Source organism: Citrobacter sp. RHBSTW-00017, assembly GCF_013797615.1.
GTDB lineage: Bacteria > Pseudomonadota > Gammaproteobacteria > Enterobacterales > Enterobacteriaceae > Citrobacter > Citrobacter braakii.
Genome location: NZ_CP056899.1, coordinates 1883099 through 1906742 on the forward strand (window position 1 = coordinate 1883099; position 23644 = coordinate 1906742).

General features: G+C 53.3%; 22 protein-coding genes. 11 read left to right on the forward strand and 11 right to left on the reverse strand.

Annotation, left to right across the window (positions count from 1 at the left end; all coding sequences use genetic code 11):
• Positions 1-23 precede the first annotated feature (23 nt).
• From preA to HV037_RS09140, 8 genes are all read right to left on the reverse strand, one after another.
• Positions 24-1259 (reverse strand): NAD-dependent dihydropyrimidine dehydrogenase subunit PreA, encoded by a 1236-nt coding sequence (gene preA, locus HV037_RS09105; RefSeq protein ID WP_016156976.1) that lies wholly within the window; start codon positions 1257-1259, stop codon positions 24-26.
• Positions 1253-2494: an NAD(P)-dependent oxidoreductase gene (locus HV037_RS09110; RefSeq protein ID WP_016156975.1), complete on the reverse strand. Its 1242-nt coding sequence runs from the start codon at positions 2492-2494 to the stop codon at positions 1253-1255. Before HV037_RS09110 ends, preA begins: the two co-directional genes overlap by 7 nt.
• A gap of 232 nt (positions 2495-2726) precedes the next feature.
• On the reverse strand, positions 2727-2966 hold the full coding sequence (locus tag HV037_RS09115) for a DUF2542 family protein (protein ID WP_016153715.1): 240 nt from the start codon (positions 2964-2966) through the stop codon (positions 2727-2729).
• Positions 2967-2968: 2 nt separating this feature from the next.
• Positions 2969-3688 (reverse strand): outer membrane permeability protein SanA, encoded by a 720-nt coding sequence (gene sanA / locus HV037_RS09120; RefSeq protein WP_016153714.1) that lies wholly within the window; start codon positions 3686-3688, stop codon positions 2969-2971.
• Between the two features lie 181 nt (positions 3689-3869).
• Positions 3870-4754: a cytidine deaminase gene (cdd, locus tag HV037_RS09125; protein ID WP_016153713.1), complete on the reverse strand. Its 885-nt coding sequence runs from the start codon at positions 4752-4754 to the stop codon at positions 3870-3872.
• Between the two features lie 148 nt (positions 4755-4902).
• Positions 4903-5598 carry a CidB/LrgB family autolysis modulator gene (locus HV037_RS09130; protein ID WP_016156974.1) on the reverse strand — a complete coding sequence of 232 codons (696 nt, stop codon included), beginning with the start codon at positions 5596-5598 and terminating at the stop codon, positions 4903-4905.
• Positions 5595-5993, reverse strand: coding sequence for a CidA/LrgA family protein (locus tag HV037_RS09135; RefSeq protein ID WP_016153711.1), 399 nt, complete (start codon positions 5991-5993; stop codon positions 5595-5597). The genes HV037_RS09130 and HV037_RS09135 overlap by 4 nt, the downstream gene beginning before the upstream one ends.
• Before the next feature lie 131 nt (positions 5994-6124).
• A complete protein-coding gene (locus HV037_RS09140) occupies positions 6125-7033 on the reverse strand; it encodes a LysR substrate-binding domain-containing protein (protein WP_103284020.1) in 909 nt (302 codons plus the stop codon).
• Positions 7034-7159: 126 nt separating this feature from the next.
• Here HV037_RS09140 and HV037_RS09145 point away from each other — a divergent pair, with 126 nt between their 5' ends.
• From HV037_RS09145 to dusC, 6 genes are all read left to right on the forward strand, one after another.
• Positions 7160-8518: an aromatic acid/H+ symport family MFS transporter gene (locus HV037_RS09145; RefSeq protein WP_103284019.1), complete on the forward strand. Its 1359-nt coding sequence runs from the start codon at positions 7160-7162 to the stop codon at positions 8516-8518.
• A gap of 11 nt (positions 8519-8529) precedes the next feature.
• Positions 8530-9567, forward strand: coding sequence for a gentisate 1,2-dioxygenase (gtdA, locus tag HV037_RS09150; RefSeq protein WP_016156973.1), 1038 nt, complete (start codon positions 8530-8532; stop codon positions 9565-9567).
• A gap of 15 nt (positions 9568-9582) precedes the next feature.
• Positions 9583-10284 carry a fumarylacetoacetate hydrolase family protein gene (locus HV037_RS09155; RefSeq protein WP_016153707.1) on the forward strand — a complete coding sequence of 234 codons (702 nt, stop codon included), beginning with the start codon at positions 9583-9585 and terminating at the stop codon, positions 10282-10284.
• An 8-nt stretch (positions 10285-10292) separates the two neighbouring features.
• Positions 10293-10937, forward strand: coding sequence for a maleylacetoacetate isomerase (maiA, locus tag HV037_RS09160; RefSeq protein ID WP_016156972.1), 645 nt, complete (start codon positions 10293-10295; stop codon positions 10935-10937).
• A gap of 14 nt (positions 10938-10951) precedes the next feature.
• A complete protein-coding gene (locus HV037_RS09165; RefSeq protein ID WP_016153705.1) occupies positions 10952-12145 on the forward strand; it encodes a 3-hydroxybenzoate 6-monooxygenase in 1194 nt (397 codons plus the stop codon).
• 61 nt (positions 12146-12206) lie between these two features.
• The gene (dusC, locus tag HV037_RS09170) at positions 12207-13157 is read left to right on the forward strand and encodes a tRNA dihydrouridine(16) synthase DusC (RefSeq protein ID WP_016156971.1); all 951 of its coding nucleotides are present in this window, start codon (positions 12207-12209) and stop codon (positions 13155-13157) included.
• Positions 13158-13341: 184 nt separating this feature from the next.
• On the opposite strand, the gene HV037_RS09175 is transcribed toward dusC, so the two are convergent.
• Positions 13342-14076, reverse strand: coding sequence for a class I SAM-dependent methyltransferase (locus tag HV037_RS09175; protein WP_103284018.1), 735 nt, complete (start codon positions 14074-14076; stop codon positions 13342-13344).
• 169 nt (positions 14077-14245) lie between these two features.
• Here HV037_RS09175 and mdtQ point away from each other — a divergent pair, with 169 nt between their 5' ends.
• Entirely contained in the window at positions 14246-15685 is a 1440-nt protein-coding gene (mdtQ, locus tag HV037_RS09180) for a multidrug resistance outer membrane protein MdtQ (protein WP_032931687.1), read from the forward strand.
• A 24-nt stretch (positions 15686-15709) separates the two neighbouring features.
• On the opposite strand, the gene HV037_RS09185 is transcribed toward mdtQ, so the two are convergent.
• Positions 15710-16282, reverse strand: coding sequence for a DedA family protein (locus tag HV037_RS09185; RefSeq protein WP_016153701.1), 573 nt, complete (start codon positions 16280-16282; stop codon positions 15710-15712).
• Between the two features lie 164 nt (positions 16283-16446).
• On the opposite strand from HV037_RS09185, the gene HV037_RS09190 reads away from it, so the two are divergent.
• Positions 16447-17034, forward strand: a complete 588-nt coding sequence (locus HV037_RS09190; protein ID WP_016153700.1) for a Yip1 family protein — start codon at positions 16447-16449, stop codon at positions 17032-17034.
• Between the two features lie 180 nt (positions 17035-17214).
• Entirely contained in the window at positions 17215-18162 is a 948-nt protein-coding gene (pbpG, locus tag HV037_RS09195; RefSeq protein ID WP_016153699.1) for a D-alanyl-D-alanine endopeptidase, read from the forward strand.
• A gap of 100 nt (positions 18163-18262) precedes the next feature.
• On the opposite strand, the gene dld is transcribed toward pbpG, so the two are convergent.
• Positions 18263-19972 carry a D-lactate dehydrogenase gene (gene dld, locus HV037_RS09200; RefSeq protein ID WP_016153698.1) on the reverse strand — a complete coding sequence of 570 codons (1710 nt, stop codon included), beginning with the start codon at positions 19970-19972 and terminating at the stop codon, positions 18263-18265.
• 232 nt (positions 19973-20204) lie between these two features.
• Between dld and bglX the strand changes: the two genes are divergently transcribed.
• Together bglX and HV037_RS09210 are read left to right on the forward strand one after the other, a co-directional pair.
• Positions 20205-22502: a beta-glucosidase BglX gene (bglX, locus tag HV037_RS09205; protein ID WP_016153697.1), complete on the forward strand. Its 2298-nt coding sequence runs from the start codon at positions 20205-20207 to the stop codon at positions 22500-22502.
• A gap of 218 nt (positions 22503-22720) precedes the next feature.
• Entirely contained in the window at positions 22721-23638 is a 918-nt protein-coding gene (locus HV037_RS09210; RefSeq protein WP_016156968.1) for an ABC transporter substrate-binding protein, read from the forward strand.
• Positions 23639-23644: the final 6 nt, after the last annotated feature.

Consider the following 23644-nt stretch of genomic DNA (forward strand, 5'->3'; position numbering starts at 1 on the left):
TGTACCGGGCTTTTTTGTCAGCGTTACAACGTTAACGCATGCTCTTTCTCACCGGGTTTAAATTTCACTTCACCCAGCTCAATACAGGCTACCGGACAAACGTGACCACACAACAGGCATCCCACACATTTTTCTGTGTTGCAATGCGGTGTGCGGGTTTCCTCATTCCATTCCATCGCCTGATGTCCGCCGTCATAACAGGAGATGTAGCAGCGGCCACAGCCAACGCATTTATCAAGATGGATGTACGGGTAGACGATGTAGCTACGGTCAAGATCCTCCGCGGGGATGATATTGGCATTGGCAAGACCAACCATCTCCTCCAGTGAGTCAAACCCTTGATCGGCGAGGTAATGTGACAGCCCGCTGGCCATGTCCTCCACAATCCGGTAGCCGTACTGCATGATCCCGGTGGTCACCTGCAGCGTGGCCGCGCCTAACAGTAAAAACTCGGCGGCATCTTCCCAGGTCTCAATTCCCCCGATGCCGCTAATCGGGAAATCGCGCAGTTCAGGGTGCATGCGCAGTTGTTGGATAAATCGCAAAGCAATAGGTTTAACGGCCTTGCCGGAGTAGCCGGAAATACTGGATTTACCGTTGACGACCGGCATCCCGATTTTTCGGTTCAGATCGATATTCGTGATGGATTTAACCGTATTGATGGTCGCGATACCGTCGGCACCTCCGTGTTTTGCTGCCAGAGCCACCTCACACATATCACCAATGTTCGGTGTCATTTTCGCCAGCATCGGCAGGGACGAGCCGCGTTTAACGGCCCGACAATACTTTTCAACCAGCTCAGGGCTTTGCCCTACATCGCTACCCATGGCATGTGAGGTCATTTGCGGGCACGAGAAGTTACACTCGATCATGTCTGCACCCGCGTCTTCAACCAGGCGGGCCAGTTCCTGCCATTGCTGCTCATTTTCCCCCATAATCGACGCAATCAGGACTTTGTCCGGGTAGTCCTGTTTCAGTCGGCGAATTGCGGCCAGATTCTCCTCCAACGGATGCTCGGCAATTTGTTCCATGTTTTTGAAGCCAATAAAGCCGGTATCTTCTTTGGTGAGATGGTCAAAACGTGGGGAGACTTCATTAGCAATAAAGAACCCGATCGTTTTAAAAACAATGCCACCCCAGCCGCTATCATAGGCTTTGGCGCACATTTCATAACAGTTGCCCACCGGAGAGGAAGAGAGGCAGAACGGGTTGGGGAATTTGACGCCGCAAAAAGTAATAGAAAGATCTTTCGTTAACATGAGCAAGCTCCCTCTAAATAGTGATGAATGGCCTGAGCGGCTTCTTTTCCCGTTTTCACGGCGTAAACAACGGTTTTATCGCCTTTAACAATATCGCCCGCAGCAAACAGAGCCGGATCGGCGGTTTGATAATTGTGCGTATCGATAAGATTGCGCTGTGGTTTTAACGCGGCGAAATTATCAAGCTGAGCATGTTGGCCGACGGCGAGAATAATCTGTTCGGCTTCAAGCGTGAGTTCTCCAGGCTGACGTACGTGCTTAAAGGTGACTCGATTTCCGCTAACCGCCACGGGCGTGAAGCCGTCAATTATCGACACCCCTAAAGCCTGTGTGCTGCTGAATTCTTTGTCGCTGGCCGGGAAGTCGGCGAGTTCTTCACGCGCGACACAGGTGACTGACGGGCAGCCCAGCAGCTTCAACGTACTGGCGACATCCATCGCCACGTCGCCACCTCCGATGATTAATGCACTTTGTGCGACGGTAATATCGCCGTTGGATTGGCGGGCTCGTTGCAGAAAATCGACGGCGATTTCGACGTGATTCGCCCTCTCAAACAGAGGTAATGTTGAACCGTAAGACATCCCTACGGTAACCAGTACGGCGCGGTATTCTGCTTTGAGTTGCTCAACGGAAAGGGCATTGCCGACTTCACAATTGCACTTGATGGTCACGCCCATTTCAACGATACGGGCAATTTCAAGATCCAAAACTGCCTGCGGCAGACGAAACTCAGGAATGCCATAACGCAACCAGCCACCTGGCTGGGCCTGTTTTTCGAAGATTGTGACATCATAACCAAGATTACTTAGCGTTACGCTGGCCTGTAACCCTGCCGGACCCGCCCCGATGATAGCTACCTTGCCGAGCGTTTTTGTTGCCGGCTGATAGATTTTCATTGCGGTCTGCTGTTCAAAATCGGTAATAAAGCGTTGCAGACGTGCAATATCGATAGGTTTATCAATTCCTGAGCGCGTACATCCGCGCTGGCATAATTTTTCGGTTGGGCAAACCCGGGCGCACACCGCACCGAGCGCATTATTTTCGCGGATAGTTTCGGCAGCGCCTTTAAAATTACGAAAATAAATAGAGCGAATAAATTTCCCTGGGTCTGTTTGCGCCGGGCAATCATGACTACAGGGGGCGTCGTGACATAATAAACAGCGGGAAGCCTCTTTTATTGCTAATAATGGGGTAAAAGCAGGCGTGAGCTCATCCAGATAATTTTGTTGTGGCATATTTTCTTCCTTAATGCTTGAGTAAATTAAGGCAAACCGTTAATAACAAAATATAAAAAGTGAAGGCTATTCTTAAGGCTAAGCACTGCAGGAAGAGTATTCTGTGAAAGGATTCACAAATAGAAGATAGTCTGAGGGAAATGCTGGCGGGCAGCATTAATCCCTTACATTGAAATGGTAACTATTATCAAAATATTAGCTATTCTCAAATGCTAATATAAAGGAAAATTCTTTAGCGATAAAAGACTAAGTAAATAACCATCCCGAAGGATAAACATCCGCACCCGGCATAAACCAGCACATAAGACCAAAATTGCAGGGGCTCTTGATTGCGATAAGCGTAAACCGGTTCGCGCGCATTCTTTTTAATTTTATCTACTGCCCCAGAGCGCCAGCCTTTCCATGCTTCGCGAAAACAAAATACGGGAATGAGCAGAAAGGCCAACACGACGAAAAGGGTTTGTACATCCATGCTTATTTTCCTTGTTTCTTTTGTAATTCGAGTAGTTGTTCAGGCGTGACCGCCGGATATCCCTGTGCATCGTCCGGTACCTGATGCATGGTAGGGATGGGCACCAGCGGACCTAAAAAGCGGGGTTCACGTTTGAAAATATAGAGATCGGCCAGTGCGCCAAAGCGGGCGCCAAATTCACGTACCCGCACGGTGAGCATATCTTTTGGTGAGGGCACCGCATAGCACTGGGCCTGGATGCCCATATGCAGCGCAATAAACAAGGCGCGCTCACAGTGGAATCGCTGAGTAATAATGATGAAATCGTTGGTATCGAACACCTTGCGGGTTCGTACAATTGAATCGAGCGTCCGGAACCCGGCGTAATCAAGCACGATGTCAGCGGGATCGACACCTGCGGCAATCAGATCTTTACGCATCGTCATGGGTTCGTTGTAGCTTTGCTGCGCGTTGTCGCCGCTCAGCAGCAGATAGTTTACCTTTCCGCTGTTATAGGCGTTCAATGCGCCCTGAATGCGGTAGCGGTAATACTGGTTGATGACGCCGGTGCGATAGTATTTCGCCGTGCCCAGGACCACACCGACCTGGCGGTAGGGTAAATCCTGCAATTCGTCGTAGATGTAGGGAGCGGTCTTCCAGCTCATCCACCTGTCGAGCCCAAGCACAGTCAAAAGCAACAAGCCTACCAGGACTAACAGGCTGTAAAACACGCGCTTTAACATGCAGAAAACTCGTTATTTGGATGGAATTTCAATCAGGCTACTGTACCGGAAGACGTAGCGCAAGAAACAGCAATCTGATTGAGGGGATTTTCAGCAAAACGGCCCTGTTGGATGGTAGCAACAGCAAATCTGGCCGACAACCTGGAGCGATTGCAGGCCAGATAAGCGTAGCGCCAGGCAATTAACCGAGCAGCACGCGCTCAATATTATTGCAGCCCAGCGCTTTCAGGGTAGCGGAGGTCGCATCCCACTGAATCAACGGCGCATCGGCTTTTTCAGCCAGCACAGCACGCTGGATATCCGGGTAGTCATAACCGTTAAGGTTCAACAGGTTTAACGCGCCTTGCAGCGGCGGCAGGGTCGGGTTGAAGGCGGCATTTTCCGCATAGCTACCGCTAAAAATTCGACCATCTTTACATTCCAGCGCCACGCCGCTTGGGGAGTTGCTGTACGGCATATGACATCTGTTGGCGGCGGTGATAGCCGCTTGGGTCAACGCATCGCCCTGCAGCGCGAAGCCGTGATCCTGATCGTCCATCAGCAGCGTTTTAATCTCCAGATCTTTCGGTCCGAAGGCATCTGGCAGGTAATCGCGCAGCACGTGTGGCGCACGTCCCGGCAGATGAATACGTAAATCCAGTCCGCTGTTCAGTTCGTTCATAAACTGGCGACAGTGGCCGCACGGCGTGTAGTTGACGGTGATGGCGGCGAGCCCTTTTTCACCGCGCAGCCAGGCATGGCTAATGGCGCTTTGCTCGGCATGAACGGTTTGCTGCATGGTCGCCCCCAGGAACTCCATGTTCCCACCGAAGTACCAGGTGCCGCTGATGCCGCGAGAAATTGCCCCAACGTTGAAGTTGGACAGCGGAGTACGCGCGCAGGCCGCAGCCAGCGGCAGTAGAGCGAATGCCAGCGCGTCTTCGTCCAGTCCCGATTCGCGTTTCAGCAAAGAGACCTGCTCAGCAGTCAGCATGGCGGGGAAATGCGCATCCGCCAGAACAGGCGCCAGGGCTGATTGCAAGTTATCCGCGAGTTGGGCAAAAGCAGTTTGAAAACGTGGATGCATGGCGATGCCTCATAACAATGTAATGGAATCGTAGTTTACGGGCCTGTTACGGCTTTATATGTGATCCAAATCTCATTGTGTATGCAACTTATGAAACTTAAATTAAAAATGTGCAACGCATCGCAAATAATTAGCCAAAAATTGAAGGTTAACCGACCAGGGCCAGAATAATCGGGAACAGGAATGGGGCGACCAACGAGGTGATAATGCCGCAAATAACCAGCGCCAGAGAGCTAAACGCGCCTTCCTGATAGTCCAGCTCTGCACAGCGTGCGGTACCCAGGGCGTGCGACGCGGTACCCATAGCCAGTCCACGTGCGGCTTTGGTGCGAATACGCATCGCATTGAGCAAAGTATGACCAAACACAGCCCCGAGGATACCAACAAAAATGACGCACACGGCGCTGATGGCCGGAATACCACCAATACTGCCTCCCACTGCCATAGCGATAGGCGTGGTTACCGATTTCGGCATGATTGACGCAGCAATTTGCGGCGATGCGCCCATCAACAAGGCGATTGTTGTACCTGTGACCATCGCCACAAGGCTCCCCGCAAAGCAGATGGCAATAATTGATTTCCAGCGAGCGCGAATCTGGTGCAGCTGTTCGTATAACGGATAGGCCAGCGCGACCACGGCAGGTTGCAGTAAATCGTTCAGCACCTCACTGCCTTTGAAATAGTGATCGTAGGGAATTCCGGTCAGCATCAGAATGGGAATGATCACCACCATGGCGACCAGTAGCGGGTTCAATAGCGGCATTTTAAATCGTGCAGCCAGCTTACGTGCGCCAAAAAATACCGCCAGCGTAAGGGGTAACGACCACCAGATATACGACATCATTCTTTAGACCCTTTTTGCCCAACGATTTTGCGCTCACCGTGCACAATGTGAGAACTCCAGCTCACCACCAGGAAAACGACCAGCGTACTGATGGTACAGGACACCACCACCGGACCAAATTGCGCACGGAGCAGATCAAAGTACTGCATGATCCCCACGCCAATCGGGACAAACAACAGGGCCATATAGCGAATCAGCACATAGCAGCCGGGGTTAACCCATTTTGCCGGTAGCACCTGCAAAGCCAGTAAGACAAACAGAATCAGCATGCCGATAATGCTGCCCGGAATGGTGATGGGGAGTAGCGATGCGAGAAAAATACCTGCATAGAGGCAGGCATAAATCAGGACGAATGCGCGCAAATATTGCCAGATAATGTTCAGTGCTTTGCTCATAGTTGAAACCCTTGACGAGACTGATTCATCATACAATTAAACTTCAAAACGTGCTACCGATCACATCATGAATTCTAAGCATAGAAGAAATAGATATCTGGAACATCGGGCGATGGCCCTAACTGTTCACGTTAAACCTGTGCCAGGTAATACAGAAAACGATTCAGGGCGGTCGTGGGCGTTTCATTGTTGCGCCAGAACACGCCTACGCTGCCTTTTTGTTCAATCTTCGGCAGATTCAGGATAGCCAGCTGTCCCTGGGCGGCATAACGCTGCGCCAGGCGTAGAGAAAGAATAGAGATCATGTCGCTACTTTGCAGCAGGTTGGTGCTGACGTTTATCGACGCCGACTCAATGATGTTTTCCGGTAGCATGACGCCGTTATCTACCAGCGCGTTGTCAATGCTTATCCGGATGGGCGTTCCCGTCGGCCAGACAATCCAGCGCCAGTTAGCCAGATCATGCCAGGTGAGCAGGGGATATTTTGCCAGTGGATGGTCGGGGCGCGCGACGAAACAGACCGGCTCGGTATACAGCACCTGGTAATTGAGCGGCAACTGAAGCGCCCGGCCACCGACGCGTCCGACCACCACATCCACCGAACCCGCGAGCAGATCGTGCAGCAGCGGGGTCATCACCTTCTCTTCAATATTAAGATGCAAGGTCGGCAGCTCTGTGAGCAAACCCAGTATCGCCTGTGAAACGCAGTCCGTCGCCACCGGCGAGCAGCCAATCTTCAGACTCCCTACCAGGCCTCCCTGCTTAAAACGGGCGATTTCATACTGTGAACGTTCCATATCATTGATCAGGCGTTGGGCATGCTGCAGTAGCAGCCTGCCACCTTCTGAAGGGCGTAAGCCTTTGCTATGACGTTCAAAGAGTGTGATACCCATCTCATCTTCGAGCTGTGATAACCATTTTGACAACGCTGGCTGGGTGATATTCATCATTCGGGCGACGTGAGTCAAATTCCCCTGTTCGCCCAGCGCAATAAGCGTTTGCAGGTGGTGTAACTTAAGTTTCTGCGCCCAGTTAGCCATTTGCTATAACCTCCAGGTTATGCCTCTGCATGAAAAGCCATTGTACATTTCATCTCCAAACATACAAAGTCGCAACATACCTAAAACAAAACAGACATCTACTCTACCTGCACTGAGGCATTCACTATGACTCAACAACGTGAGCTACAAACACTGATCGATTCCGCCCCCGTCGGTAAGACCCAGTGGCGCGTTATCATTTGCTGTTTTTTGGTCGTCATGCTCGACGGTTTTGATACCGCAGCTATTGGTTTTATCGCGCCCGACATTCGCACCCACTGGCAACTGACGGCCGGAGATCTGGCGCCGTTGTTTGGCGCAGGCCTGCTGGGTCTGACCGCTGGCGCACTGCTCTGCGGTCCGCTATCGGATCGTTTTGGACGCAAACGGGTGATTGAACTCTGCGTGGCGCTGTTCGGCGCACTGAGCCTGATCTCGGCTTTTTCCCCCGATCTGCAAACGCTGGTTATTTTGCGCTTCCTTACCGGGTTAGGCCTGGGCGGCGCGATGCCAAATACTATCACTATGACCTCAGAATACCTGCCAGCGCGTCGGCGTGGCGCACTGGTCACCATGATGTTCTGCGGTTTTACCCTGGGCTCGGCGATGGGCGGGATTGTCAGCGCACAGCTGGTGCCGGTTATTGGCTGGCACGGCATCCTGGTGCTGGGAGGCGTGCTACCGCTGATGCTGTTTGTGGCTCTGCTGTTTGCGCTGCCGGAATCCCCGCGCTGGCAGGTTCGTCGTCAGTTGCCGCAAAACGTGATTGCCAGAACCGTCAGCGCCATCACCCGGGAACGTTATGACAATACCCAATTTTATCTCAACGAGGGCGCCGCGATTGCCAAAGGCAGCATTCGCCAGCTGTTCGTCGGGCAACAGTTGCCCATTACCCTGATGTTATGGGTGGTGTTCTTTATGAGCCTGCTGATTATTTATCTGCTCTCCAGCTGGATGCCAACGCTGCTTAACCATCGCGGAATTGACCTGCAGCATGCCTCATGGGTGACCGCCGCCTTTCAGATTGGCGGTACGCTCGGTGCGCTGGTGCTGGGAGTGCTGATGGATAAATACAATCCTTTTCGCGTGCTGGCAGTGAGCTATGCGTTGGGTGCGGTGTGTATTGTCATGATTGGCCTGAGCGAGAACGGCCTGTGGCTGATGGCGCTGGCCATTTTTGGCACCGGCATCGGCATCAGCGGTTCGCAGGTGGGCCTGAATGCTTTAACCGCCACGCTTTATCCGACGCAGAGCCGGGCCACGGGCGTCAGCTGGTCTAATGCGATTGGCCGCTGCGGCGCGATTGTCGGCTCGCTCTCCGGCGGCGTGATGATGGCGATGAATTTCTCATTCGATAACCTGTTTTTCATTATTGCCGTTCCGGCGGCCATCAGCGCGGTGATGCTTATGCTGCTGACGGTTGTTATCCGCCAGTCGGCCTCTGTCCCTGACGCGTTGTCACGCGTAGGCATCGTGAACAAATAAGGAGAATCTCTATGTCAGAACTTAATCAGGATGTTAAGAACAGCCGTCAGCAGTTTTACCAGCATATTTCCGGGCAGAATCTGACCCCTCTGTGGGAGTCTCTGCACCGCCTGGTACCGCCAACGCCGAACGCACATTGTGCTCCTGCGTACTGGAACTATCAGGAGATCCGCCCGTTGCTGCTGGAAAGCGGCGATCTGATTGGCGCGAAAGAGGCGATTCGTCGCGTACTGGTGCTGGAAAACCCCATGCTGCGCGGACAGTCTTCAATCACCCCAACGCTGTACGCCGGATTGCAGTTAATCATGCCGGGCGAGGTTGCCCCGAGTCACCGGCATAATCAGTCTGCGCTGCGCTTTATTGTCGAAGGGACAGGGGCATTTACTGCGGTGGATGGCGAGCGCACCCAAATGCATGAAGGCGATTTTATTCTGACGCCACAGTGGCGCTGGCACGACCACGGCAACCCAGGCAGTGAACCGGTGGTGTGGCTGGACGGTCTGGATCTGCCACTGGTGAATCTGCTGGGTTGCGGCTTTGCGGAAGATTACCCGGAGGATCAGCAACCAGTCACGCGCAAGGAAGGGGATTACTTACCACGCTACGCGGCCAATATGCTGCCGCTGCGTCATCAGAAGGGTAACTCATCGCCAATTTTCAACTATCGCTACGATCGCAGCCGTGAAGCGCTGCATGACCTGACCCGCATGGGCGACGCCGATGAGTGGGACGGTTACAAGATGCGTTACGTCAACCCGGTAACCGGTGGTTATCCCATGCCTTCAATGGGGACCTTTTTACAACTGTTGCCGAAGGGCTTTTCCTCGCGGATGGCGCGTACCACCGACAGCACTATCTATCACGTGGTGGAAGGAAGCGGGCAGGTCACCATCGGCACCGAGACTTTAAATTTTTCGCCAAAAGATATCTTCGTGGTGCCAACCTGGCACGGCGTGTCATTCCAGGCCCACGAAGATGCCGTCTTATTTAGTTTTTCGGACAGACCGGTTCAGGAAGCGCTGGGGTTGTTCCGTGAAGCACGTTATTAATTTGGGAGAGAGAAAATGACGCAATACGTATTCGAACCACAAGCGCCTGTTACCGTTCCGGTCGTTGGCAGTAATGAACAGTTTCCCGTGCGTCGCGTTTACTGCGTGGGCCGCAACTATGCCGCTCATGCGCGTGAAATGGGTTTTGATCCGGATCGCGAACCGCCGTTCTTCTTCTGTAAACCTGCCGATGCGGTGGTTCCGGTGGCGGCCGGTCAAACCCTCGAGCTGCCATACCCGTCGCAGACCGATAACTATCACTATGAGATAGAGCTGGTGGTGGCGATCGGTAAAAAGGGCAGCGATATACCGCTGGAAAAAGCGCACGAATATATCTGGGGCTATGCCACTGGTCTGGATATGACCCGCCGCGACAGGCAGATGGAGATGCGCCAGATGGGGCGTCCGTGGGAAATCGGCAAAGCATTTGATCTCTCAGCCCCCATCGCGCCGCTGCATAAAGCCAGCGAAAGTGCGGATGTTAACAACGCGCCTATCTGGTTGCAGGTCAACGGCGACGATCATCAGCGTAGCGATATTCGCCACCTCATCTGGTCCGTTAATGAAACGATTAGCTATCTGTCCGGCTTTTTCGAACTACAGCCGGGTGATTTGATCTACACAGGCACGCCAGAGGGCGTGGGCGCAGTGGTGAAAGGAGATGTGATCACCGGCAATGTAGACGGTTTAACCCCCATCGCTGTGAAGATTGTCTGAGGTGGATGATGAAGCTGTACAGTTTCTTTAACAGCTCCGCGTCATATCGCGTACGCATTGCGCTGGCGCTGAAGGGGCTTGATTACCAGACGGTGGGCGTCAACATTCGCATCGGTCAGCAGAACGAGCTGGCCTACCGGCGGATGAACCCGGTAGGGCTTGTACCGACGCTGGTCACTGATGAGGGAGAATCACTCGGGCAGTCGCTGGCGATAACCGACTGGCTGGATGGTCACTTTCCGCAGTCGCCGCTGCTGCCAGCCGACTTCCCGACGCGCAGCCGGGTGCTGGAAATTGTTTATGCCATCGCTTGTGATATCCATCCCGTGAATAACATGCGGGTACTGCGCTACCTGAGCGAAGAGCTAAAGGTCAGTGAAGAGGATAAAAAACGCTGGTATGCGCACTGGATCCAGCAAGGGTTAAGCGCGGTTGAACAGATGCTGCGCCAGAGTCACTCGGGGACGTTCTGCGTGGGGAATGCGCCGACGCTGGCGGATTGCTGTCTGATCCCGCAGTGGGCGAACGCGTTACGTATGGGCTGTGATCTGAGCGGTTATCCGCGCTGTAAGGCGGTATATGATGCCTGTACCCAGCTTCCGGCGTTTATCGCCGCCGCACCCGAGAATCAACAAGACAAAATTCCAGCCTGATAAGGAGAACGACAATGGCTAAAGTGACACGCGCAATTATCGTGGGTGGCGGGATTGGCGGCGCGGCGACCGCGCTATCGCTGGCCCGTCAAGGCATTAAAGTGATGTTGCTGGAGAAAGCGCACGAGATTGGTGAGATTGGTGCGGGCATTCAGCTCGGGCCGAACGCGTTTTCTGCTCTGGACAGCCTTGGCGTGGGTGACGTCGCTCGTCAGCGCGCCGTTTTTACCGATCACATCACCATGATGGATGCGGTAAACGCGAAAGAGGTTGTACATATTGAAACCGGGCAGGCGTTCCGCGATCACTTTGGCGGTCCTTATGCGGTTATCCATCGGGTTGATATTCATGCTTCTGTCTGGGAAGCGGCACTGGTTCATCCCAACGTTGAGTATCGCACTTCAACTAACGTGGTTGATATTCGCCAGACAGAAGATGATGTGACGGTATTTGATGAGCACGGTAACAGCTGGACAGCGGATATTTTGGTGGGCTGTGACGGTGTGAAGTCGGTTGTGCGTCAGTCTCTGATTGGCGATGCGCCACGCGTGACCGGGCACGTGGTCTATCGCGCGGTGATTGATTGCGATGATATGCCGGAAGATTTGCGCATTAACGCGCCGGTGCTATGGGCCGGACCGCACTGCCACCTGGTGCACTATCCACTGCGCGGCGGCAAGCAGTATAACCTGGTGGTGACCTTCCACAGTCGTCAGCAGGAGGAGTGGGGGGTAAAGGATGGCAGTAAAGAGGAAGTGCTCTCCTATTTTGCCGGTATTCATGCGCGTCCGCGTCAGATGCTGGATAAGCCGACCTCATGGCGTCGTTGGTCCACCGCTGACCGCGAACCGGTAGAGAAATGGGGGACCGACCGCATTACGCTGGTGGGTGATGCTGCGCATCCGGTGGCACAATATATGGCGCAGGGCGCCTGTATGGCGCTTGAAGATGCTGTCACTCTCGGTAAGGCGTTACAGCAGTGTGACGGCGATGCGGCTGATGCCTTTGCCTTGTATGAGTCGGTGCGTATTCCGCGTACTGCGCGCATCGTCTGGTCGACGCGCGAAATGGGACGTGTGTACCACGCCGCAGGCGTCGAGCGCCAGGTGCGTAATCTGCTGTGGAAAGGCAAATCTCAGGCGGAATTTTATCGTGGTATGGAATGGCTGTACGGCTGGAAAGAAGATAACTGCCTGTTGCCGCGCTGAGCCTCTTTAATCTCCCGAACGGAGGCGCTACCATAGCGCCTCTTTTTTTGCGGGTGACGATATGCGTGTTTTACTGGCGCCGATGGAAGGCGTGCTCGACTCACTGGTGCGCGAGCTGCTGACTGAAGTGAATGATTACGATCTGTGCATCACCGAGTTTGTGCGCGTGGTAGATCAGCTCCTGCCGGCAAAAGTATTCCATCGGCTCTGCCCGGAACTGCATAACAATAGCCGGACGCCATCCGGCACGCGGGTGCGCATACAGTTGCTGGGGCAGTATCCGCAGTGGCTGGCGGAGAACGCGGCGCGCGCGGTAGAACTGGGCTCGTTTGGTGTCGATCTGAACTGTGGCTGCCCGTCGAAGCTGGTCAACGGCAGCGGCGGTGGCGCAACGTTATTAAAAGATCCTGAACTCATCTACCGGGGCGCAAAAGCCATGCGCGAGGCGGTTCCGGATCATCTCCCCGTGACGGTGAAAGTGCGTCTGGGTTGGGACAACAGCGACAGGCAGTTTGAAATTGCTGATGCCGTTCAGCAGGCGGGCGCCAGCGAGCTGGCGGTGCATGGCCGAACCAAGGAACAGGGCTATAAGGCCGAACATATCAACTGGCGGGCGATCGGTGAGATCCGCCAGCGGCTTACCATTCCGGTTATCGCGAATGGCGAAATCTGGGACTGGCAAAGCGCCCAGGACTGTATGGCTATCAGCGGATGCGATGCGGTGATGATTGGCCGTGGGGCATTAAATATTCCGAACCTGAGTCGTGTGGTGAAGTACAACGAGCCGCGTATGCCGTGGCCTGATGTCGTGATGCTGTTGCAAAAATATACTCGTCTTGAAAAGCAGGGTGATACCGGGCTGTATCACGTGGCGCGGATTAAACAATGGTTAGGGTATTTGCGTAAAGAATACTCAGAGGCAACCGCGCTGTTTCAGGAAATCCGCGCATTAAACAATTCACCGGATATCGCGCGCGCGATTCAGGCCATTGATATCGCTAAATTGCATTAACACATTAATCGGCCACCGGAGTGGCCTTTGTTTCAAAAAATCATCTTAAACACGCCAGTTACCACCAATAACCCAATCAGAAAAATAACTAAAATAATCCACAGTAAGATTTTCATCAGCGTTCCTTTTTTGGTGAGTTCAGGTTAAGTATAGGAAAGCCTCTGAAAATCTTCCTGTAATGACCTTACTCCGGTTTACTTGCGCTGAGCAGAAACACCATTGGCCGCTCTTTTTCTTCATCCAGCGCCGGGTTTTCAGCAATCTGTTCAGCGGACGGTCCCCATTCATCGACACAAACGATTTCGAATCCGGCGGCTATCAGCGCATTAATCCAGGTCGCCAGCTTACGGTGCTGTTTTTTGACACCCTCCGCGAACCAGTTACTGATGCGTGTGCCTTCCTGCTGATAATGATTGACCGGCCAGGACTGTTGCCCGGTTTTATCTTTTATCCAACCTTGATTAAGCGGTGCAGTATAAATGGGATGCTCGGCAGAGAATACCAACATGCCTCCCGGTGTTAACGACTGGTAAATCGTTACGAATAATCGCGCGATATCGCGCAAATAGTGCAGGGCAAGTGAGCTATAAACCAGGTCAAAGGAATTTGGCGACAGGCAAAGCGTCTCGAGATCTTCACGGCGATAAACGATGCCATTACCCTGCGTCATGCTGTGCGCCTGAGTTAACATCTTTTGTGAAATATCCAGTCCCACTACGCTGGCCGCCTGGTTATCGCGCGCGTAGCGGCAAAACCAGCCATATCCGCAACCCAAATCGAGGATATTTTTTCCCTGTAGAGCGGGGAGCATCGCTTGTATTGTCGGCCATTCTGGCGCACCGTCGAGCCCTTTTACTGAACGGTCCAGCGTGGCATATCCGGCAAAGAACTCGGGATCGTCATAGATATTCTGTGACATAATGTCTCCATCCATAAATTATTAAAATTAATTAATCTAAATTATTTGTTGGGTGTATATTTTTCCGATTATATATTTTTATTGCCAAAGGTGTATTGCCACGCGTAACTAAAAAAGGAAACGCGACAAGTCGTAATCTCAGCACATCTTTTCTTACCTGTGTCTCTCCATGAATCGTAATTCTGCTTTTGTCACGACGGCATTGTTGCCGCTTTTTATTTTGATGTCAGGTTGCGCGCCGATGCATGATGACCGCCAGTCTCTGTCACAGCAGACCCCCGCTGCGAATGTCGATACCACATTGCCTGCGGCGTTAAAAAATGGCTGGCCGGACAGCCAATGGTGGAAGGCATACCATGACCCCCAGCTTAATGCGCTGATTGACAGCACGTTACGCAACTCCCCTGATATGCAGGTCGCGGAACAGCGCATTCAACTGGCGGAGGCGCAGGCTAAGGCTGTGGAGGCGCAGGATGGCCCGGAGATCGATTTCTCAGCAGATGTAGAGCGTCAGAGAATGTCAGCCGAAGGGCTGATGGGTCCGTTTGCCATTACCGATCCGGCCGCCGGGACGACCGGGCCGTGGTACACCAACGGCACCTTGGGTTTAACTGCTGGCTGGAATCTGGATCTGTGGGGTAAAAATCGGGCCGAAGTGACGGCACGTATTGGGGCCGTTAAGGCGCGTGAAGCCGAGCGCGAGCAAACGCGACAGGTGCTGGCGAGTGGTGTGGCTCGTCTTTACTGGGAATGGCAAACGCAGGCCGGGCTGAAAACCGTGTTGACGCAAATCGAAACCGAGCAGCAGAACGTCATTAACGTTGATCGTCAACTGTATCAAAATGGTCTTACTTCTTCGGTGGAAGGCGTTGAAACCGATATCGATTCCAGCAAAACAGAGCAGCAGCTGAACGATGTCAGCGGTAAAATGAAGGTGATTGAAGCGCGGTTGAGCGCGCTGACCAACTCGCAGTCCACAGCCCTGAAACTCCATTCGACCCCGCTGCCCGCGGTGGAAAGCCAGCTCCCGTCCCAGCTAGGTTATTCGCTGCTGGCCCGCCGACCGGATTTGCAGGCGGCGCACTGGTACATTGAGTCATCGCTGAGCAGCATTGATGCGGCGAAAGCGGCGTTTTATCCCGATGTAAATCTGATGGCATTTTTACAACAGGATGCGTTACATCTGAGCGACTTGTTTCGCCATTCCGCGCAGCAAATGGGCGTAACGGCCGGGCTGACGCTACCTATCTTTGATAGCGGCAGGCTGAACGCGAATCTCGACATTACTCAAGCGCAAAGCAACCTGACGGTGGCGAATTACAACAAAGCCGTGGTGGATGCGGTGAATGACGTGGCGCGTGCAGCATCGCAGGTAGAAACCCTGGCGCAGAAGAATCAGCATCAGCAGCAGATTGAGCATGATGCACTGCGCGTAGTGGGTCTGGCGCAGGCGCGCTTCAATGCCGGAATTATTGCGGGCTCCCGGGTCAGTGAGGCAAAGATCCCGGCATTACGTGAACGGTGCAACGCTCTGCTTTTACAAGGACAATGGCTGGATGCCTCAATCCAGTTGAACCGTGCGCTGGGGGGCGGCTACCACGCTTCGTAACGCACCCGCCCGGTAGACATCGCGCTATCGGGCCGTACTTTTGCTGCTGCGTTTTTTTAACCACCACCGAACGCCTGGCACCAGCACAATCACCAGAGCCAGCCATATCCAGTGCTTAATATGCTGGTCGAGATTGTGTAGCCACGGCGCAATGACTTCTCCCCCCACGTAACCCAGAGTGGTAAATATCAGCGCCCACGCCAGCGCCCCCAGAATATTCAACGGCAGGAAAATTTTAGGCGGCAAATGGCTTGCGCCAATCAGCAACGGGCCGATCACGCGAAAACCATACATAAAACGGGTGCCAATTACGAACAGATAAGGACGGCGCTGGATCATTTTCTGCGCCCGGCGGATTTTGTCGCGATGTTTTGAGAAACGACGCAAAATTTTTCCACCGTAACGACGCCCAAGCAGATACAGCAATTGATCGCCAATCATCCCGCCCAGGGCCACAGAGATAACCACCAGAGGAAATTTAAGTAATCCCTGATGTGCCGCCACGCCGCCCAGCAGGGTAATGGTTTCACCTTCGGCCAAACTGCCAATGACCAATGCGGCGTAACCGTAATGTGCAATAAGACTGTTTATATCCATATGTCTGGATGACCTCCCGACGTTAAGCATACACCCTGTGAATCATCGTGGGGTTTAAAAGCGCTGAATTAGCGGTTCGTCATTTTTGTTGTTGTACAAAAATTAATCCAAAGCTGAATTATACTTGAACTGTTGAGGTCCGGAGCTGACAAGAAGGGGGCGGTATGAACCATGTCTGGGGGCTGTTTTCCCATCCCGATCGTGAAATGCATGTGATCAACAGCGAAAACGAAAGCGTTTCGCATCACTACACCCACCATGTACTGCTGATGGCGGCAATCCCGGTTGTTTGTGCGTTCATCGGTACCACACAAATCGGCTGGGATTTTGGCGATGGCAATATCCTGAAATTATCCCTGTTGACTGGATTTGCAATGGCGATTCTGTTTTACGGGGTGATGCTGGCGGGCGTTGCCGTCATGGGCCGGGTTATCTGGTGGATGGCGCGTAACTACCCGCAGCGTCCGTCGCTGGCGCATTGTATGGTCTTTGCCGGATATGTCGCGACGCCGCTTTTTTTAAGCGGGCTGGTCGCACTTTATCCGCTGGTCTGGCTGTGCGCATTAGTCGGGACTCTCGCGCTGTTTTACACCGGCTATTTACTTTATCTCGGCATTCCAACGTTCCTGAATATCACTCGTGAGGAAGGGTTGAGTTTTTCCAGTTCGACGCTGGCGATCGGTGTGCTGGTACTGGAAGTTCTGCTGGCTATTACGGTAATCCTGTGGGGTTACGGCTATCGGTTATTCTGACGGATAAACCTGTCTCCGCTGCGTTGTTGACGTAAAAGTCAGCAACGCAGCATTTCGAGACGATTCTCCTGTGGCAGCAAACCTGCCGGATCGCTATGATGCCTGAGCTAGCTTGAGATAATACTTAATCTCTGGCGGTGTGCGTTGTGACGTGCGTGAACCATTATCAGAAATCTCATCATGCTGAAATTCCGAGTTTCATTATTAAGCCTTGCCCTGGTGCTGGCCGTTCCTTTTGCACCCCAAGCCGTGGCGAAAACGGCAACTACCGCAGCGGCTTCTCAACCTGAGATAGCGTCCGGTAGCGCGATGATCGTTGATCTGAATACCAACAAAGTTATCTATTCGAACCACCCGGACCTTGTGCGTCCGATTGCGTCGATTACCAAATTAATGACGGCGATGGTGGTGCTTGATGCACGACTGCCGCTGAATGAAAAGCTGAAAGTCGATATTAGCCAGACGCCGGAGATGAAAGGCATTTACTCTCGCGTACGACTGAACAGCGAAATCAGCCGTAAAGACATGTTACTGCTGGCGCTGATGTCATCAGAAAACCGCGCGGCGGCGAGCCTGGCGCATCATTACCCGGGCGGATACAACGCGTTTATCAAAGCCATGAATGCCAAAGCGAAAGCGCTCGGCATGACTCAGACACGCTTTGTGGAACCCACTGGCTTGTCGATTCACAATGTCTCGACCGCCCGTGACTTAACCAAGCTGCTGATCGCCAGCAAACAGTATCCGCTGATCGGCCAGCTAAGTACCACGCGTGAAGATATGGCGACGTTTGCCAACCCTGCGTATACGCTGCCGTTTCGTAACACCAACCATCTGGTATACCGCGATAACTGGAATATTCAGTTAACGAAAACCGGGTTTACCAATGCGGCAGGTCACTGTCTGGTGATGCGCACAGTGATTAACAACAAGCCGGTGGCGCTGGTGGTGATGGATGCCTTTGGCAAATATACTCACTTTGCCGATGCCAGCCGTTTACGTACCTGGATTGAAACGGGCAAGGTGATGCCGGTTCCGGCGGCGGCGCTGAGCTATAAAAAGCAAAAAGCTGCGCAGATGGCGGCGGCAGGTTCGGCGAAGGGCGAGCAAACCGCACAGAACGATTAAATAAGATGTCTTATCCGGCCTACGCATAGCGAATATAGCAGTAGGCCGGGCAAGCGAAGCGCCCCGGCAACATGCCCGGTAGCGCTTATCTTTTTCAGGTTTACGATTCTTTCCAGAACTTCTGCTTACTCGTTTTCCCAATACCCGGATTCATACTGTTGGTGGGGTCATTCTCACGGTAAAAACGGGTCAAGGTTTCCGGCGCCTGATACAGATGCCCGACGTTATGCTCTGCCGGATACTGCGCCCCACGCTCGCGCAGGAGTTCCAGCATCTGCTCTTTGAGCGCATGCGCATCCACGCCTTTTTTCACGATGTAATCCTGATGGAAAACGTAACACATAAAGTGACCGTAATAGAGTTTGTGCACCAGTTGACTGTCGATCTCTGGAGGCAGATGCTCGTACCATTCGGTGTCGTTACGGCGCAGCGCGATATCCAGCGCCAGAATATCTTCCACCTCATCCGCATGCACGGCCTGATAACGAATAGCCGCGCCAGCCGCCGCAAAGCGATGCAAGAACGCCTTGCTGCCTTCTTCCGCCGTACAGGCAAAGAAGTCGCCTTCAGCGGTTTTGAAATACTCGCTTAGCCAGTTTTGGGCTTCAGCCACGCCGCCACCGGCCATTTTTAACAGCAGGTGATGCTCGTACTTATCGCGCCAGCTTTTCATGCGCGCCGGTAAGTGGCTGGGGAACAAATGACCAAATTTCTGCATTGCCCGGTCGGTGAAGTGAGGACGGAAAATTTTCACTTTTTCCAGCATCGCATCGGTGCGGCCTTTCAGGGTGAAGAAGAACGGCATTTTGTCGGTGCCGAGCTTGTCGATCATCAGAAACGTATCTTTGCCGTATTGCTCAGCGATGTCGTAAATATCGCGGTGCATATATTCACCGGCGACCGGCAGATGCTCGAATTTTGCCAGAATATGACGGCGGATCTCCGTCAGCACCTCTGGCTGGTTGGTGCCGATGTAAAAGACCTGCTGGTTTTTTTCGGCTTCGAAGGTGTCCAGACGCACGGCAAAGACCGCGAGCTTGCCTGCACAACCGGACGATTCAAACAAGCGATCCGGGTCGGCGTTATAGCGTGCGGGCGTGTCCGCGTCGATATCTCTGACACGGGTAACGTAGTCGTGATCGTGCGCGTGACGCCCGTCGTGGCGAACATCGTCATCTCTAATACGCTCGTCATCCAGTTTGCTCAGGATCTGCTCCGGGGTCTGGCCCAGCTCAATACCCAGATGGTTAACCAGCTGTAATTTTCCCTGTTCGTCAATACGCGCAAACAGCGACATCTCCGTGTATGCCGGGCCGCGCTGTACCAGCGAGCCGCCGGAGTTGTTGCAAATGCCACCGATAACCGAAGCGCCGATACAGGAAGATCCGATTACCGAATGCGGCTCACGGCCAAACGGTTTGAGCGCTTTTTCCAGCGAATAGAGCGTGGTTCCTGGATAGGCCAGCACCTGTTCACCTTTGCCGATGACGTGCAACTTATCAAGACGCAGGGTGCTGATAATGACAATCTCGCGGTCGTAATCATTACCGCTCGGCGTAGACCCTTCGGTCAGGCCGGTGTTAGCGGCCTGCATCAGGATAATTTTATCCGCGGCGACGCAGGCGCTCAAAACGCGCCACAGTTCTAAAAGCGACCCGGGGAACACGACGGCAAGCGCATCGCCCTGGCCGGAGCGGAATCCCTTGCGATAGCGGGCGGTTTTAGCAGGTTCTGTCAGCAGGTGTGAATGACCCACCAGACGGGTCAGTTCATTCAGGAAAGCTTTATTATCTGTTGTAATGGAAGACATTCTCCACTCCTTGTGGTGGGACTCAATATCAGGAACAAGCATAGCGCTTTGTATGACAATACGCTTTCACATTCATATTGTCTCTGGTTCGTCTTTTACTGATTCGCGCTGGTTTCGAAAATTAGGAGAATAACCTTAGCTTTCTTTATCGCTCCCGTTTAGTCTTACGGCAAACTGCGGTTTTTGTTATATTTTCGCTGCCTCGTCGGGAAAAAATAAAGAGAGAATCAACATGAAATGGCTATGTTCTGTAGGTGTCGCGGTGAGTCTGGCATTGCAACCAGCGTTGGCGGACACTCTGTTTGGTAACCATCCACTGACGCCAGAGGCGCGGGATGCCTTCGTTACCGATTTACTTAAGCAGATGACCGTGGATGAGAAAATTGGGCAACTGCGTTTGATAAGCGTCGGGCCTGATAACCCGAAAGAAGCCATCCGCGAGATGATCAAAGACGGGCAGGTTGGGGCAATTTTTAACACCGTCACGCGCCAGGATATCCGCAAAATGCAGGATCAGGTGATGGATCTCAGCCGCCTGAAAATCCCTCTCTTTTTTGCCTACGACGTATTGCACGGTCAGCGTACCGTATTCCCGATAAGCCTCGGTCTGGCATCCTCCTTTAATCTTGATGCGGTCAGAACCGTTGGTCGAGTGTCTGCGTATGAAGCCGCCGATGATGGTCTGAATATGACCTGGGCGCCGATGGTCGATGTCTCGCGCGATCCGCGCTGGGGCCGCGCCTCGGAAGGGTTTGGCGAAGATACGTATTTGACCGCCACGATGGGCAAAACCATGGTGGAAGCGATGCAGGGTAAAAGCCCGGCCGATCGCTATTCGGTGATGACCAGCGTCAAGCACTATGCCGCCTATGGCGCGGTTGAAGGCGGCAAGGAATACAACACCGTCGATATGAGCCCGCAGCGTTTGTTCAACGACTATATGCCACCGTACAAAGCCGGACTGGACGCCGGTAGCGGTGCGGTGATGGTGGGGCTTAATTCGCTGAACGGCACGCCGGCGACTTCGGATGCATGGCTGTTAAAAGACGTGCTGCGCGATGAGTGGGGCTTTAAGGGCATTACCGTTTCCGATCACGGCGCGATTAAGGAACTGATTAAGCACGGCACTGCCGCCGATCCTGAAGATGCGGTGCGTGTGGCGATCAAGTCCGGCATCAACATGAGCATGAGCGATGAGTATTACAGCAAATACCTGCCGGGGTTGATTAAGTCAGGTAAGGTGACGATGGCGGAGCTGGACGACGCTGCGCGTCATGTGCTGAACGTGAAATATGATATGGGCCTGTTTAACGATCCGTACAGCCATCTGGGGGCCAAAGAATCTGACCCGCAGGACACCAACGCGGAAAGCCGTTTGCACCGCAAAGAGGCGCGTGAAGTGGCGCGTGAAAGCCTGGTGCTGCTGAAAAACCGTCTGGAAACATTGCCGCTGAAAAAATCCGCCACCGTAGCGGTTGTCGGTCCGCTGGCCGACAGCAAGCGTGATGTGATGGGGAGTTGGTCTGCTGCCGGGGTTGCCGATCAGTCGGTAACGGTGCTGACGGGGATTAAAAATGCCATCGGCGAGCAGGGCAAAGTGGTATACGCCAAAGGGGCGAACATCACCAACGACAAAGGCATTGTCGACTTCCTCAACCAGTATGAAGAGGCGGTGAAGGTTGACCCGCGTTCGCCGCAGGCGATGATTGATGAAGCGGTTAACGCCGCGAAGCAGTCTGACGTAGTCGTCGCGGTAGTTGGTGAAGCGCAGGGTATGGCGCATGAAGCCTCCAGCCGCACCGATATCACCATTCCGCAGAGTCAGCGTGACCTGATTACCGCGCTGAAAGCCACGGGCAAACCGCTGGTTCTGGTACTGATGAACGGTCGTCCGCTGGCGCTGGTTAAGGAAGATCAACAGGCCGATGCGATCCTCGAAACCTGGTTTGCCGGGACGGAAGGCGGTAACGCCATCGCCGATGTGCTGTTTGGCGATTACAACCCGTCAGGCAAGTTGCCGATGTCTTTCCCGCGCTCTGTCGGACAGATCCCGGTCTATTACAGCCATCTTAATACCGGTCGCCCGTATAATGCCGATAAGCCGAATAAGTACACGTCGCGCTACTTTGACGAAGCGAACGGTCCGTTGTATCCCTTTGGCTATGGCCTGAGCTACACCACATTCACGGTTTCTGATGTGAAACTCTCTTCTCCGACGATGAAGCGTGACGGGACCGTGACGGCCAGCGTGCAGGTGACCAACACCGGCAAACGCGAAGGTGCGACGGTGATTCAGATGTATTTGCAGGATGTTACCGCTTCAATGAGTCGTCCGGTAAAACAGCTGAAAGGTTTTGAGAAGGTGAATCTTAAGCCGGGTGAAACCCAAACCGTTAGCTTCCCAATTGATGTTGAAGCGCTGAAATTCTGGAACCAGCGTATGCAATACGATGCCGAACCGGGCAAGTTCAACGTCTTTATCGGCGTGGATTCTGCCAGAGTGAAGCAGGGCGAATTTGAACTGCTGTAATTGATATCATGCCTGATAGCGTGACGCTTATCAGGCCTGCGAAATCGTACCATCCGGTAAACTCACTTTGGGTTTGCCGGATTTTTTTTATTGTATTATCGCCTTACCGCGAGTAACTCTCAGTGTTACTACCCAATTGCCAGGTTAAGGCTTGATTTTTCGACTATGCTTTTTCCTCAAGTCTCTGAAAAGGGCCGTAAAAGAATGAGGAGTGCAGCATGATAATTTCAAAAGTTTGGGTGGGTTCGCTGGCGTTATTAGCCGCGATCAGCTTGCCCTTACAGGCCGCGTCACCCGTCACGGTCGGTTCAAAAATAGATACCGAAGGGGCGCTGCTCGGCAACATTATTTTGCAGGTGCTCGAAAGTCACGGCGTGAAAACCGTTAATAAAGTACAGCTGGGTACCACTCCGGTGGTGCGTGGGGCAATCACCTCTGGTGAACTGGATATTTATCCGGAATATACCGGCAATGGCGCATTCTTTTTTAAAGATGAGAATGATCCTGCATGGAAAAATGCGCAGGCCGGTTATGACAAAGTGAAAAAGCTGGACGCAGAGCAAAATAAGCTGATCTGGCTAACGCCTGCGCCCGCCAACAACACCTGGACCATTGCGGTTCGCCAGGATGTCGCGCAAAAGAATAAGCTTGAGTCCCTTGCCGATTTAGGCCGTTACCTGAAAGACGGGGGGACGTTCAAACTTGCCGCCTCTGCGGAATTTATCGAACGGGCTGACGCGCTGCCTGCCTTTGAAAAAACCTATGGTTTCAAACTGAATCAGAATCAGCTGTTGTCGCTGGCGGGGGGGGATACCGCGGTGACGATTAAAGCAGCGGCGCAGCAGACCTCTGGGGTCAATGCAGCGATGGCCTACGGTACCGACGGTCCGGTTGCGGCGCTCGGTCTGCAAACATTAAGCGATCCGCAAGGGGTCCAGCCCATTTATGCGCCAGCGCCCGTTGTGCGTGAATCGGTGCTGAAGGACTACCCGCAAATGGCAGAATGGCTACAACCGGTATTTGCCAGCCTGGATGAAAAAACGCTGCAACGGCTGAATGCCAGTATCGCCGTGGAGGGGCTGGATGCGAAAAAAGTCGCAGCAGACTACCTGAAGCAAAAAGGATGGGTGAAGTAACGGAGT

What these genes read in the sequence shown, in the direction of transcription:
- HV037_RS09135 (WP_016153711.1), bottom strand. Translation starts at nt 5,993, where the DNA reads ATGAGCAAAGCACTGAACATTATCTGGCAATATTTGCGCGCATTCGTC.
- HV037_RS09130 (WP_016156974.1), bottom strand. Translation starts at nt 5,598, where the DNA reads ATGATGTCGTATATCTGGTGGTCGTTACCCCTTACGCTGGCGGTATTT.
- HV037_RS09185 (WP_016153701.1), bottom strand. Translation starts at nt 16,282, where the DNA reads ATGGATATAAACAGTCTTATTGCACATTACGGTTACGCCGCATTGGTC.
- sanA (WP_016153714.1), bottom strand. Translation starts at nt 3,688, where the DNA reads ATGTTAAAGCGCGTGTTTTACAGCCTGTTAGTCCTGGTAGGCTTGTTG.
- bglX (WP_016153697.1), top strand. Translation starts at nt 20,205, where the DNA reads ATGAAATGGCTATGTTCTGTAGGTGTCGCGGTGAGTCTGGCATTGCAA.
- HV037_RS09210 (WP_016156968.1), top strand. Translation starts at nt 22,721, where the DNA reads ATGATAATTTCAAAAGTTTGGGTGGGTTCGCTGGCGTTATTAGCCGCG.
- dusC (WP_016156971.1), top strand. Translation starts at nt 12,207, where the DNA reads ATGCGTGTTTTACTGGCGCCGATGGAAGGCGTGCTCGACTCACTGGTG.
- HV037_RS09190 (WP_016153700.1), top strand. Translation starts at nt 16,447, where the DNA reads ATGAACCATGTCTGGGGGCTGTTTTCCCATCCCGATCGTGAAATGCAT.
- preA (WP_016156976.1), bottom strand. Translation starts at nt 1,259, where the DNA reads ATGTTAACGAAAGATCTTTCTATTACTTTTTGCGGCGTCAAATTCCCC.
- maiA (WP_016156972.1), top strand. Translation starts at nt 10,293, where the DNA reads ATGAAGCTGTACAGTTTCTTTAACAGCTCCGCGTCATATCGCGTACGC.
- HV037_RS09155 (WP_016153707.1), top strand. Translation starts at nt 9,583, where the DNA reads ATGACGCAATACGTATTCGAACCACAAGCGCCTGTTACCGTTCCGGTC.
- HV037_RS09140 (WP_103284020.1), bottom strand. Translation starts at nt 7,033, where the DNA reads ATGGCTAACTGGGCGCAGAAACTTAAGTTACACCACCTGCAAACGCTT.
- pbpG (WP_016153699.1), top strand. Translation starts at nt 17,215, where the DNA reads ATGCTGAAATTCCGAGTTTCATTATTAAGCCTTGCCCTGGTGCTGGCC.
- cdd (WP_016153713.1), bottom strand. Translation starts at nt 4,754, where the DNA reads ATGCATCCACGTTTTCAAACTGCTTTTGCCCAACTCGCGGATAACTTG.
- dld (WP_016153698.1), bottom strand. Translation starts at nt 19,972, where the DNA reads ATGTCTTCCATTACAACAGATAATAAAGCTTTCCTGAATGAACTGACC.
- gtdA (WP_016156973.1), top strand. Translation starts at nt 8,530, where the DNA reads ATGTCAGAACTTAATCAGGATGTTAAGAACAGCCGTCAGCAGTTTTAC.
- HV037_RS09165 (WP_016153705.1), top strand. Translation starts at nt 10,952, where the DNA reads ATGGCTAAAGTGACACGCGCAATTATCGTGGGTGGCGGGATTGGCGGC.
- HV037_RS09175 (WP_103284018.1), bottom strand. Translation starts at nt 14,076, where the DNA reads ATGTCACAGAATATCTATGACGATCCCGAGTTCTTTGCCGGATATGCC.
- HV037_RS09110 (WP_016156975.1), bottom strand. Translation starts at nt 2,494, where the DNA reads ATGCCACAACAAAATTATCTGGATGAGCTCACGCCTGCTTTTACCCCA.
- HV037_RS09115 (WP_016153715.1), bottom strand. Translation starts at nt 2,966, where the DNA reads ATGGATGTACAAACCCTTTTCGTCGTGTTGGCCTTTCTGCTCATTCCC.
- mdtQ (WP_032931687.1), top strand. Translation starts at nt 14,246, where the DNA reads ATGAATCGTAATTCTGCTTTTGTCACGACGGCATTGTTGCCGCTTTTT.
- HV037_RS09145 (WP_103284019.1), top strand. Translation starts at nt 7,160, where the DNA reads ATGACTCAACAACGTGAGCTACAAACACTGATCGATTCCGCCCCCGTC.